12 protein-coding genes are annotated in these 13,058 nt (G+C 37.2%); 2 read left to right on the top strand and 10 right to left on the bottom strand.

Annotated elements, in window-relative coordinates:
- Positions 1-98: 98 nt before the first annotated feature.
- On the bottom strand, positions 99-494 hold the full coding sequence (ytfJ, locus tag AC0ONG_RS21855) for a GerW family sporulation protein (protein ID WP_000350007.1): 396 nt from the start codon (positions 492-494) through the stop codon (positions 99-101).
- An 11-nt stretch (positions 495-505) separates the two neighbouring features.
- On the bottom strand, positions 506-1,144 hold the full coding sequence (locus tag AC0ONG_RS21860; protein ID WP_000620652.1) for a DUF2953 domain-containing protein: 639 nt from the start codon (positions 1,142-1,144) through the stop codon (positions 506-508).
- 205 nt (positions 1,145-1,349) lie between these two features.
- Between AC0ONG_RS21860 and AC0ONG_RS21865 the strand changes: the two genes are divergently transcribed.
- Positions 1,350-2,153, top strand: coding sequence for an NAD kinase (locus tag AC0ONG_RS21865; RefSeq protein ID WP_000785183.1), 804 nt, complete (start codon positions 1,350-1,352; stop codon positions 2,151-2,153).
- Between the two features lie 117 nt (positions 2,154-2,270).
- On the opposite strand, the gene AC0ONG_RS21870 is transcribed toward AC0ONG_RS21865, so the two are convergent.
- The 8 genes from AC0ONG_RS21870 to AC0ONG_RS21905 all read right to left on the bottom strand — a co-directional run bounded on the left by AC0ONG_RS21870 (position 2,271) and on the right by AC0ONG_RS21905 (position 11,987).
- Positions 2,271-3,839, bottom strand: coding sequence for an amidohydrolase (locus AC0ONG_RS21870; protein ID WP_474204033.1), 1,569 nt, complete (start codon positions 3,837-3,839; stop codon positions 2,271-2,273).
- A gap of 69 nt (positions 3,840-3,908) precedes the next feature.
- Positions 3,909-4,340: a VOC family protein gene (locus tag AC0ONG_RS21875; protein ID WP_000600350.1), complete on the bottom strand. Its 432-nt coding sequence runs from the start codon at positions 4,338-4,340 to the stop codon at positions 3,909-3,911.
- A 102-nt stretch (positions 4,341-4,442) separates the two neighbouring features.
- Positions 4,443-6,029 carry an acyl-CoA synthetase MbcS gene (gene mbcS / locus AC0ONG_RS21880; protein ID WP_000817728.1) on the bottom strand — a complete coding sequence of 529 codons (1,587 nt, stop codon included), beginning with the start codon at positions 6,027-6,029 and terminating at the stop codon, positions 4,443-4,445.
- Between the two features lie 173 nt (positions 6,030-6,202).
- Positions 6,203-6,400 carry an alpha/beta-type small acid-soluble spore protein gene (locus tag AC0ONG_RS21885; RefSeq protein WP_000091640.1) on the bottom strand — a complete coding sequence of 66 codons (198 nt, stop codon included), beginning with the start codon at positions 6,398-6,400 and terminating at the stop codon, positions 6,203-6,205.
- An 80-nt stretch (positions 6,401-6,480) separates the two neighbouring features.
- Positions 6,481-7,695, bottom strand: coding sequence for a tRNA uracil 4-sulfurtransferase ThiI (gene thiI, locus AC0ONG_RS21890; RefSeq protein ID WP_000989272.1), 1,215 nt, complete (start codon positions 7,693-7,695; stop codon positions 6,481-6,483).
- Positions 7,696-7,701: 6 nt separating this feature from the next.
- The gene (locus AC0ONG_RS21895) at positions 7,702-8,844 is read right to left on the bottom strand and encodes a cysteine desulfurase family protein (RefSeq protein WP_000638974.1); all 1,143 of its coding nucleotides are present in this window, start codon (positions 8,842-8,844) and stop codon (positions 7,702-7,704) included.
- A 380-nt stretch (positions 8,845-9,224) separates the two neighbouring features.
- Positions 9,225-10,937: a septation ring formation regulator EzrA gene (gene ezrA, locus AC0ONG_RS21900; RefSeq protein WP_000377316.1), complete on the bottom strand. Its 1,713-nt coding sequence runs from the start codon at positions 10,935-10,937 to the stop codon at positions 9,225-9,227.
- A 210-nt stretch (positions 10,938-11,147) separates the two neighbouring features.
- Positions 11,148-11,987 (bottom strand): LysR family transcriptional regulator, encoded by an 840-nt coding sequence (locus AC0ONG_RS21905; RefSeq protein WP_474204039.1) that lies wholly within the window; start codon positions 11,985-11,987, stop codon positions 11,148-11,150.
- 124 nt (positions 11,988-12,111) lie between these two features.
- Between AC0ONG_RS21905 and AC0ONG_RS21910 the strand changes: the two genes are divergently transcribed.
- Positions 12,112-13,056 carry a DMT family transporter gene (locus tag AC0ONG_RS21910; protein ID WP_199663742.1) on the top strand — a complete coding sequence of 315 codons (945 nt, stop codon included), beginning with the start codon at positions 12,112-12,114 and terminating at the stop codon, positions 13,054-13,056.
- Positions 13,057-13,058: the final 2 nt, after the last annotated feature.

Below are 13,058 nucleotides of genomic sequence, written 5' to 3' on the forward strand. Positions count from 1 at the left end.
ATGTAAATGATAGTTTGTCCCTATCGATAATGCAAATAAAATCGCTTTATTTACAAAAAAATAAAAGAAGCTAACCTATTGATTAGCTTCTTTATTCGTTAAATTTGAAATTCAGGATCATCTTCTTTTCGTTTATCCATCATTTCTTTCACTTTATCAACAGCTTGTGGCGCTAATTCAATTATTTTATCGATGACGTGTGTTTGTTTATCTAAGTGCAATACTTTCACACCATCTCCGTTTATAACAAGAAAGGCAACAGGATTAATAGAAACTCCTCCACCACTTCCCCCGCCAAATGGATGACGGCCTGAATGTTCTACTCTACCAAATTCACTTCCACCAGCAGCAAATCCGAAACTTACTTTCGAAACAGTAAGAATTACACTTCCATCTGCCGCTTTAATTGGGTCACCAACAATTGTATTTACATCAGTCATTTGTTTTAAATGCTGCATTGCTGTTGTCATTAAACCTTGAATTGGATGGTCCATTCTATATCCCCCTATGCTTGAACAGATTTTTCTGTCATACCAGATTTTTGCTGCCTCATAAATATGAGCAATTTCATCGCTGTTTTTATAGTGCGGAATATACGAAAAGATGCTGTTAACTCGCATCTTGATGCAAATCCCTTCCCTTGAAAAACAGGAGTAATTTCAAATTCTGGTACATCGACAATATGCATATATTGTCCGACAACTCCAGCAGCCATACCTTTTGTCCCCCATGCATATCCAGTGACAATTCCAGTACTAGCTGCGTCGCCTGCTCCAATTTGCGTATGCCATTTCCAACCATTGATTTTCACTCGTTTGAGAAAATCTTTAACGATAGTATGAACTTTTTGAAGCCTTTTTATCAGTTCCCCAATACTGTCAAGTTGCGCCATAATTTTATTATCTAGTCCGCCGTCCTCTTCAGCTTTTTCGATTTTCTGTCCTGTCTTTTTCTGCTGTTTTTCAATTCTTTCCAACACATCAAATGTATATCGAATCATCCATATTTTCACTTGAAATAAACATTGCTTTTCCATTTCTGAATATAAAAATGTCACCTTAAGCGATATTTTCGACAATAGTATAAGCAAAATAAAAAGGAGAAGAATTATTATTCCAATTACGAGCCACTTCATACGTATCATCCTTTCACTCCATACCCATTATCGACAAGTTTATTCATCGTTAAACAGAGTTTTATAAGATTGAATATAAAAATTTTTCTAAAAATAAAAAGGTATTTTGACAATTTATATCGAAATATATTATTTGAACATATCATCAGGGAACGGACTCTAATGATATGCAGCACGAAAAACAGAAAATTTAACTGCAGTGGAGGGATACATAATGGCAGATCGTCGCAATTTATTTTTCTTTTATGGTGATGACAAAGCAACGCTCGTTGAAAAAATGAAACCAATCTATCGTATTTTAGAAGAGAATGGATTTACCATATTAGATCATCCAAAAAATGCAAACGCTATCGTCAGTGTTGGAGATGATGCAACCTTCTTACAAGCCGTTCGTAAAACTGGTTTTAGAGAAGATTGCTTATACGCAGGGATTTCTACGAAAGATGAAACTTCGTTCTACTGCGATTTTCACATTGATCACATTGATACAGCCCTTCAAGAAATTACAAAAAATGAAATTGAAGTGCGCAAATATCCAACAATTCAGGTAGATGTAGATCATGGTACATCTTTCTATTGTTTAAATGAATTCTCATTACGTTCTAGCATTATTAAAACATTCGTTGTAGATGTTCACGTTGATGATTTATACTTCGAAACATTTAGAGGGGACGGTTTAGTAGTTTCTACCCCAACAGGAAGTACAGCTTACAATAAATCATTGCATGGTGCAGTTGTTGACCCACTTATTCCATGTTTCCAAGTAAGCGAACTAGCATCTTTAAACAACAACACTTACCGTACGCTCGGTTCACCGTTCATTTTAAATCACGAACGTACATTAACTTTAAAACTAAGACCAGACGGTAACGATTATCCTGTTATCGGCATGGATAACGAAGCGCTTAGCATTAAACAAGTGGAAAAAGCTGTTGTACGCTTAAGCGATAAACAAATTAAAACAGTTAAATTAAAAAACAACTCTTTCTGGGAAAAAGTACAAAGAACGTTTTTATAGAATTAAAATAACCGCAGAATTATGGAATTCCATAATTCTGCGGTTGTTTATTTCTCTAACTATTAGTTGCTATTTTTGTCGGTAAGTCGATATATTTCAATAATCGCTCATATATTTTTACATACCTTTTCTATAGACAACTTGGCCATCTATTACGGTCATTTCTGCTTGTACTTCTTTCATTTCTTCTGCCTCAATTTCAAAAATATTACGGTCTAATATCGTAAAGTCTGCTTCATATCCTTTTATAATTTGCCCTCGCTTCGCTTCTTTTCCGATTGCATAGGCACTTCCTGTTGTAAATAGAGAAACAGCCTCATATACCGTTAATCTTTCCTCAGGCATATAGCATACATCGTCAATAAAACTTCTACGTGTAACAGCGCTATATATGCCTAAAAATGGATTCACTTGTTCAATTGGTGCGTCAGACCCACCGTTGCAGCGTAATCCTGCTTCCAGTAACGTCTTCCAAGCGTATGCATAACGAAGACGACGCTCGCCTAGTTTTTCAATGACTGACGGGAAATCTGAGGAAAGAAAGACCGGCTGTATATCGATAATAGCCGACAAGTTTTTCATTCTTTCAATCAACTCTTCACGAGCAAGCTGACAATGAATAATACGGTCACGTAACCCTTTTGCTGGTGGATATAATTCGAGTGCATTAATGACATATTCAAGCGATAAGTCACCGATAGTATGAATCGCAACTGGCATATGTAAGTCTCGTGCTTTCTTCACTAATTCTGCAAGTTCTTCACGTGAGAAAATTGCAACCCCATTCGTTTCCTTCGCATCTTCATACGGTTCACTTAATAATGCTGTTCTTCCGCCAAAAGAACCGTCAGAAAAAATTTTCATTGCCCCAAATTCAATATAATGTTCATTTTCATATTCTTTTCGTTCTTGTGCTACTTCATGATGAACGAGCAAATGTGCTTTAAATGGCATTTCTTTTATAACGTGAGAAAACGCATTATGCGTTTTTCTAAAGCCACCATAGTAATTTAAATCTTCCGTATGCCCGCCAACAAGTCCATATTGCCAACAATCTTTAATCGCTGTTTGCAGAGCTCTTTGTAAATAAGCTTCATCAATTTCTGGCTGAACGTGTTTAATTAATTCTTGCCCTTGTTCATATAAAAGTCCTGTTAACTTATTTGATGAATCCCTGCCAATTTTCCCGCCTTTTGGATTTTGCGTCGCTTCTGTTATGTTCGCTTCTTGCAATATGTATGAATTCACCCATGTAACGTGATGACAAACTCGCTTTAATAAAATGGGATGTTCTTTCGAAATTTCATCTAAATCACGCGCATGAACATCTTTCGTATCTGTAAAGTTATTTTCATTCCACCCTTCTCCAATAACCCAAGATCCCTTTGGTGCTTCTTCCACTCGCTTCTGAACAAGAGTAAGCACTTCACCATAAGATGTACAATTTGATAAATCTAGACGGAGTAATCTCTCCCCATGCCCAATAAGATGCATATGGCTATCAACGAGACCCGGAATCATTGTTTTTCCTTTTAGGTCCTGCAACTTAACGTTTGAATATCTACTTTCTAATTCTTCCTTACTCCCAGCATCAACGATTATGCCATTTTCAACATAAATAGCTTCTACTTTTTCATTCTTTTCTCGCATTGTGTAAATGATGCCGCCATACCAAATTTCTCTCATATATCCCATCTCCTTTATTTTATTGTATAAAAAAAAGCACCATTTCAAAACATGGTGCTTTTCTAAAAATTACTTTTGTTCAGTAGTAGACGTTGTAACTTGCCATTCAATATTAAATTTATCTTTTACTTGTCCGTATGCTGGGCTCCAGAATGTTTCTTGAAGTGGCATGATAACCTCTCCACCTTCTTGTAACTTATCGAATACTTCTTTTGCTTTTTCTGCATTACTAATTTGAATTGCGATTGTTACTTGAGATCCGATTGCATGCCCTTGACCTGGGAATGTATCAGAAATCATAAGATCCGTATTACCAACTTTTAAAGTAGCGTGTAAAACGCGCTCTTTCGCTTCAGCTGGAATCGGGTATTCTGGATTTTCAGGCATGTCACCAAAAGTTTGCATGACTTCTACTTTTGCATCTAAAGCCTCTTTATAAAACTGTACAGCTTCTTGCCCACTACCATCTAAAACTAAGTACGGATTAATACCTAAAATCATACGGACACCTCTTTTTTAAGTTTATAAAATCGAACTTGTGTTCGTTTTTATATTATCATTGTTTTGCATTTCATTCAACTATTTACTTCACTGTTTTCAAAATTATTTTGACGGAATCTCCATCTCTTGTTTTCTAAGTTCAATACGGCGAATTTTTCCAGAAATCGTTTTTGGTAGTTCATCTACAAATTCAATTTTGCGAGGGTATTTATATGGTGCAGTGAGTTCTTTGACGTGTTGTTGGAGTGTTGGAATTAATGTTTCTTCGTTCTTTTCTATATTCTCTCTTAATACGATAAATGCCTTCACGACACTTCCTCGAATTTCATCAGGACTTGCGACAACCGCACATTCTCTTACGTAAGGATGTTTTACAAGCGCATCCTCTACTTCAAACGGCCCGATTGTATAACCAGAGCTAATAATGATATCATCACCACGCCCTTCAAACCAGAAGTAGCCATCTTCATCTTTCTTCGCTTTATCACCTGTAATATAATAATCACCGCGGAATTGCATCGCTGTACGCTCATCGTCTTTATAATATTGTTTAAAGAGTGCCGGCGTTTCAATGTGAACTGCAATATCACCAACTTCGCCTACTTTAACTGGAATACCTTCCTCATTTACGATATCGACGTGGTTACCTGGCGTTGGTTTCCCCATTGATCCTGGTCTAATATCCATCCCTTTCATTACACCAACAAGTAGTGTATTTTCCGTTTGCCCATAGCCGTCTCTTACTGTAATATCAAAGTGCTTTTGGAACGTTCCAATAACTTCTCTATTTAACGGCTCACCTGCGGATACAGCGCTATGTAACGCCTCTAAATTGTACTGGCTTAAATCTTCTACCTTTGCCATTAATCTATACTCAGTCGGTGTACAACAAAGCACATTCACCTTATTATCGTCTAATAAATTTAAATACGTTTTCGGTTCAAACTTGCCGTTGTACACAAATCCTGTTGCCCCTGAACCGAGAGTTGCTAAAAACGGGCTCCAAATCCACTTTTGCCACCCTGGACTAGCCGTTGCCCATACAACATCATTCTCTTCAATTCCGAGCCAATTCGGGGCGCTTGTACGTAAATGAGCGTATGCCCACGCGTGAGTATGAACGACACCTTTCGGGTTTCCTGTCGTCCCTGACGTGTAAGATAAAAAGACCATATCTTCTTTATCTGTTTTCGCCATTTCTAACATGTCACTTTCTGTTTCTAATGCTGTTTTTAAATTGATCCATCCGTCTACTGACTGCTCGCTCAGGACGAATTTTTGAAGAGATTCCATTGCTTCTATATCATCAAACTGTCCAATGTACGGCTCATAGCTTACTATCGCTTTTACTTCGCCATGTCCAATTCGATATTCGATATCTTTTTTACGCAACATTTCCGAACTTGGAATTACGACAAATCCTGCTTTAATCGCAGCGATATACGTCATGTACGCTTCAATTAAACGCGGCATCATAATAAGGAGCTTGTCCCCTTTTTGTAAGCCACTTTTTATAAAAGCGTTTCCAATTTTATTTGCACCTTGCATTAATTCAAAATATGTAACTTCTCGTCTATTCCCTTTATCATCTTGCCAAATTAAAGCAAGCTTCTCTTTATCGTCTGTATATTTCTCTATTTCTGAAACTAAATTATAAGATGGTGGTGCCAACAATTCCTCTCTCTTCATAAACATCCTCCTTTTTCTTTATGCCTCCCTTATATAATAAAGAATTTTCAGTAAATTTTGAACCCTCTTCTTTTGACAATTTTTTTATGCTTTTGTCGAAATGAATTTATACTAATATGAACAACAAAAAGAAAGAGCGAGAGAACCCGCTCTTTCTAAGCCATCATATGGGATTATTTTTGGTAACCGCCTAATTGTTGCTCAGCTAGTGAAACTAGACGTTTAGTGATTTCACCACCAACAGAACCGTTAGCGCGAGCTGTTGCATCAGCTCCAAGTTGAACACCAAACTCTTGAGCGATTTCGTATTTCATTTGGTCTAATGCTGATTCAGCACCAGGAACCGCTAATTTATTTGTGCTACGTGACATGTTGTATCACCTCCTTGTGAGTATAGAGTGTGATAAACAATATGACTTCATACACGTTTTAGATATGGTAATTTATGGTTTTAGAAAAGTTCTTCAAATTTTTCTTCTTCCGCCACTACTTCAACCGTTTGTAATACCATTGTTTCTTTGTTCGCTACAGCTTCTTCGATTAACGGTGTGAAATCGTATTTCGCTTCAAATCGATTTGCTTTTTCACGCTTCGGCTTCGTCGCCGGGCTAGCTGGTGTGAATACTGTACAGCAATCTTCGTATGGACGAATTGAAATATCATACGTGCCGATTTCTTCAGCAATTTTAATAATTTCTAATTTATCCATCGTAATAAGCGGACGAATAACTGGGTAGTTTGTTACTTCGTTAATCGTATGCATGCTATCTAATGTTTGGCTTGCTACTTGTCCAAGACTTTCACCAGTCGTAATTGCAAGTGCGTTACGCTCCTCAGCAATCTGCTCTGTAATACGCATCATCATACGGCGCATAACCGTCATTGAATAGCTAGATGGGATTTCTTTATTAATCGTTTTTTGCACTTCTGTAAACGGAACAAGGTGCAGCGTTACACGTTTACAATATTTCGTTAACCCTTGTGCTAAATCGATTACTTTTTGTTTTGCACGCTCACTTGTGAAAGGTGGGCTATGGAAGTGAACTGCTTCCACAGATACGCCGCGTTTCATCGTTAAGTACGCTGCTACCGGGCTATCAATACCACCAGAAAGAAGTACCATTACTTTTCCACCAACGCCAACTGGTAAACCGCCAGCTCCCATGTGCTCACCACACATAATATAACTATAACCACTGCGAATTTCTATACGTACATTCACATCTGGATTATGAACATCTACTGTTATATCCTCTGTATTTTCTAAAATGTGCCCACCGATTTCTGGAAGTAACTCCATCGTCTTCATTGGGAAGCGCTTATCAGAACGATGCACTGTAATTTTAAATGTTTTCACATCATCTTTTACTTGTAAGAAAGCTGCTAATGCACCTTTTTTAATGTCTTCTAATTCTGATGGTACTTTCATCGCTAAGTTAAACTTATGAATACCAAATACGTCTTTCAATCTTTCAGAGATTGCCTCATGATCTTCACCGTTTAACTGGATGTACATACGGTCATGCGTTGCATCAATTTTAATGTTTGGGAACTTTTTCAGTTTGAACTTCACGTTATCTTTTAATGTGCTTACAAATTTAGAACGGTTCTTACCTTTTGTCGTCATTTCTCCGTAACGCACTAAAATATATTCATATGTCATCATATTTCTTTACCTCATCACTTCATATAATTTTGGCATTGTCTCTTTTACAATACCTTCAAATTGTTTTACTTCTTCCATCGTGTTATCTGGTGCCAAACTAATACGAATAGCGCTTGCAGCTGCTGCATGCGGCACTCCCATCGACACTAACACTCTGCTTACTTCATTTGCTTTTGAAGAACAAGCTGATTTCGTTGACACATATACACCGTGTTCTTCTAAAGCATGAACGACTACTTCTGGTTTTAAACCAACAAATGATACATTTAAAATGTGCGGTGCTGCATATGCAAGCGATGTATTAATCGTCACATCTTCCATCTCTTTAAAGAAGCTAACAAGCTCCGCTTGTAAACCTTGCAAATGAGCTACCTTTTCTTTCACTTGTTCCATTGTCATGCGAAGTGCTTTCACCATCGCTACAATGCCAGGTAAATTCTCTGTACCAGAGCGATACTTAAGCTCTTGTTGACCACCTGATAAAATCGGATCTAATCTTACGCCATCACGTATATAAAGAAGACCCGTTCCTTTTACACTGTGGAATTTATGTCCAGATATTGAGCAAAGATCAATATGAGAAGCATATAAATCAAGCGGTACTTTTCCTATCCCTTGTACATGATCTACATGGAATCTTATTTTCGGATGATTCGATAATAACGTTCCAATTTCAGCAACGGGCTGAATTGCTCCAGTTTCGTTGTTCACATGAATAATTGATACAAGAATCGTATCTTCACGAAGTGCTCGTTTTACATCCTCTACCGATACAACACCATGCTCGTTAACCGGTAAATATGTTACATCAAATCCGAGTTCTTCTAATTGCTTATATGCCTCAAACACAGACGCGTGTTCAATATTTGTTGTAATGATATGTTTGCCGCGCGAACGATTCCTCATCGCTATCCCTTTAATCGCAAGGTTGTTCCCTTCCGTTCCACCTGATGTGAAAATAATTTCAGAAGGTTTAACGTGAAGAAGCTGCGCTGCAATCGTTCTTGATTGTGTTAATAGACGCTCTGCCTCTCCTCCAAGCGAATGAATAGAAGAAGGATTACCAAAATATTTCCCAGCAACCGTCACGTACGATTGAAGAGCTTCTGGATATGGCTTCGTCGTCGCACTATTATCAAAATAGATCATCGTTCTTCCCCTTTCAGCGCTATCACATCATATAATCATATCATAAATACGTGTCATTACGCTAAGACTACGCAAAGGTTCCGTTTTATCCCGATTAGTGAATAATAATAATTAGTGAGATACCCCCACTGATTACAGTTTCACTTTACCCCGCATTAACGGGCAGTAAGACTCTCACCTCAAAGTTCAACTAGAGCAAAGAAGTTAGGTAGGAGATCAACTGCCCGTAAATGCCCGATTGGTTCAACTAGTAATCAGTGGAGGATGAATCCCCCCCACTGATTACAGTTTCACTTTATTTTGAAACGAATAACCTTACTGTATTCCGCTATTCATTATAGCAACATCGTCTGCAAAATTACACAAAAAAACAAACCCTTTTATGAAAGGGTTTGTTCATTGTCTACATATTCAGCTATTTTTTGAACAACACCAGGTTCAAGTTGCTCTAGTACAGAAGCCGCTTGTTCTAAAGCTGCATCGTATTGATATTCACGGAATAATTTCTCCGCATAATTTAAGCTTTCTGCAAGGCTCTCATCATGACTGCGGTAACGGTTACCGTATTGAATTAATTTTTCAACTAAATACGCTTGTCCAATTAACTCTTCTGTCATTTCAGCTACACCGTTCACAGTTGTGTATGCTTCTTCTAAACTGCTATTTACAGCGTTCATATTTAACGGCTTCACTTCTAATTGTTCATATACAGCTTGCATTGCCATTTGCCCTCTTTTTAAATCTTCCATAATACTCTCTGGAAGACCTGGCAAATTCGACTTTTGCATAAAGCGTTTCGTTTCGAAAATAGTATTTCGCATTTCTTGTAACTTCTCACGCGCTTCAAATTCTTCTTTACGCATCGTTTGCAGCATTTCTTTATATTCTGCATGAAGTATTTTTAACGTTTCACATTGCTCATAAACCTCTTCTAATTCCTCACGAATAATAGAGAAGGCAATATCTTGTTCAGCAACGCGTAATTGTAGCATTTCAAAACGTTTCGTTAAAATGTGCATTTGCTTTTCAATTACTTTTTGAGACTCAATATCCTTATCTTGCAATTGATAGCTTTGTTTAACAAGTTGTGTTTCTGTTTTCGTTTCAATCGTTTCGATACGCATTTCTTCTAAGTCTTCATAAACAGAAAGTGTTTTTTGCTCCACATAATGTCTCGCATGTACCTCTTGCTCAAGTTGATCATAGAAACCATCTAAACGAGTTTTTAAGTCTTCCACTTTTTCAGCCGCTTCTGTTATATGAAGCTCCTGTATATCCATTAAACATGTGTTTAGTTGTGTCGTCATATCACGAACTTCTTTAGGGACTTCCAAATACTCTAATACATAACCTTGTCTTACCATATCATTATGACCCTGTAATAAATCTTCCAGTTGAACTGGTAGCGTCGCTTGACACTCTACTAATAAATCTGGAATTTGGTGAATAATGATTTCTAAACCAGCTAAACCTTCTTCTAAACTAATAACAATTTCTCTCGCTTTTAAGTAGTCACCATTATCTGTTGCTTCTTCAAAACTTTTAAATTTATTAGATTCAGCGTCTAGCATCTCTTCGATTTTCTGCTCTGCTGCCCCATACATATGTCTATGAGCAAGAACACTCTTTTTCATACTACGATATGTATCACGTAACCCTTCAATTTCCGAGCTATTTTTCTCATGGCTTTCTAACAATTGCTGTAATTCATTTAAAACACCTGTAATACGATTATCAGCGTCATCTAAACCACTTATGGATTCGTTCATCGCATGCTTTGCTTTTCGGAAGGAGAATTGCGAGGCGAATTTTCGCGCTTGCGCTAAATCTTTGTCAGCTTTCGGAAGGGTTGTTGATACAATTTCATCCCATTCTTCACGCCATTTACCAAACAGTTCTTCTGTTTGACCCGTCATGTTTAAATCTTTTACCCGTTTTAGTTCATCTGCCACAGGTTTATCTTTTATCTCTTGTTTCCACTGCTCCAGTGCTTCAATATCTTTATATGAACGATTTCTTATCACAAGCTCTATCATGAGCAGCACTAGAATAGAGCTTACTACAATGATAACGATCGTCAGGATAGAATCCATGCAAAAAAGCCTCCTAGTTATATCTCTTTTTTTGTCCGTTCCGTTTATGAAATGGAAGGCATTATGTATAAAAAGGGAATTCCCCTATATTTAACAACTAACAATGTACTAATCATACCATGTAATGGCTTGTTTTTGACCTAGTTTTTTTTAAAATTTCATGTTTCTTTCAATGTGATTGTAATCTTTCTCAATATTCCGCCTACCTCACTACCTATCCTCAAATGATTGTAATAACAAACAATCTTTCGTATGAGATACGAAATAAATTTTCCGCATGAGTGGTGGTTCAACAGAAATTCCATGTACATTTCCCTGCCTTACAGACTGCTCTACTGCCCTTTCTGGAAGTAAAGTAATGCCAAGGCCAGCTTTTACCATTGCAAGCATCGGTTCTGCGTAAGATGTTTCCACAGCTATAGTTGGTTTTACACCTATCTCATGAAACATGTTCATAATCATTTTCCTTACATCGCATATTTCTGGATATACAATTAATTTTTCATTTTGCAGCTCTTCTATTTGAATGACTTTCTTCTCTTTATACGGATGATTATTTGAAATGACACAAACAATTTTCTCTTGTTGCACTTCTTTTATATACGTAGCACCTTCTACTACTGAATCGATGAACATCGCGTCAATCTCCCGCGCTTTAAATAAATCTCTTAATACTTCCGTATGTCCGATTTGCCACTCTACTTCGAACTCATCACCTAATACATCTTTACACTCTAATATGTAATGCTCTGCTAAACTCGGTAGTATACCAATTGAAAACTTTCGGTTCTCTTGATACCCCCTCATTTCTGTTTTCACTTCATTTATTTGTTCCAAAATCGGTAGCATTCTTTTTATAAATAACTCTCCTGCCTCCGTTAACTCCACTCCTTGCGCAGAACGCTTAAGTAAAGTAACCTCTAAATCCGCTTCTAACTTTTGAATTTGCTTACTAAGCGCTGGTTGAGATATATGTGAAATTTTACTTGCCTTTGATAAACTTCGCGTATGCTTCACTTCGATAAACGATCGTACTGCCTCCAAATCCATCGTACACACCTCTAACAAAAAGTTATAACCGTTATAAGAAATCGATATTTCCTCCTATAAACAATTACTCTTTATACTTATTTCATCAACTTACTATAACGAAATGCAAAGGGGAAAGATACTCTTGAACAAAAAACAAATGCTACTCGGATCCTTTCTATGCTTACTCGCCGTCACTGCCTGGGGATTTATGTTTCCTGTAATGGCAAATGCTCTGCAATTTATCGATCCGTTCTTCTTCACAACGATTCGCTATGGATCAGCAGCTATTATTTTTCTTATTTTGCTATTAATTACTGAAGGGAAGACTTCACTCCGCTTAGAAAAAAGAACACTTTCTCTGTTCTTTTACGGGACAGTCGGTTTCGCAGGATATGGTTTTCTCGTTTTCTACGGACAACAACTTGCTGGACCTTCCGGAGCAATTCATGCAGCTATGATTCAGTCTCTTATGCCACTGATCGCCTTATCACTGCAATGGGTAACGAAAAATCGTCGCCCACAAAACTACACATTTCTTTGTATGTTCGTTGCATTACTTGGTGTTATGCTTGTCATTTCAAAAGGAAATATTCACTTATTATTTGGAGCTGCAAGCCACTTATCGACAAACATATTAATGCTATGCGGCGTTACTTGCTGGGTCATTTATACAAACGGAGGTGCTCGTTTTCAATCCTGGTCACCACTTAGGTACACGACATTAACTTGTTTATTTGGCTCCATTTCACTCATCGTTATTGTTACTTTCTTAACGTATACAAATATAGTTACTATGCCGTCACTGCGTACAGTTGTGAGTGTTCGTTTTGAGCTCTTTTATATGTCGATTATCGCAGGAGTTATCGCTGTATTTTGCTGGAATATGGGAAATCGCTATATTTCATCTATTAACGGCATATTATTTATGAATTTAGTTCCTATTCTTGCACTGATCGGTTCTATCTTTCGAGGTTATACAGTCGATAAAATTGAAATCGCTGGAGCAACGTTAACAATTATCGCGCTATTATGTAACAATTTATGGCAAAGAAAAATAAACATAAAACTCCCCACCTCAGTTCGTTAGGT

The organism is Bacillus sp. TCT6 (genome assembly GCF_056033845.1).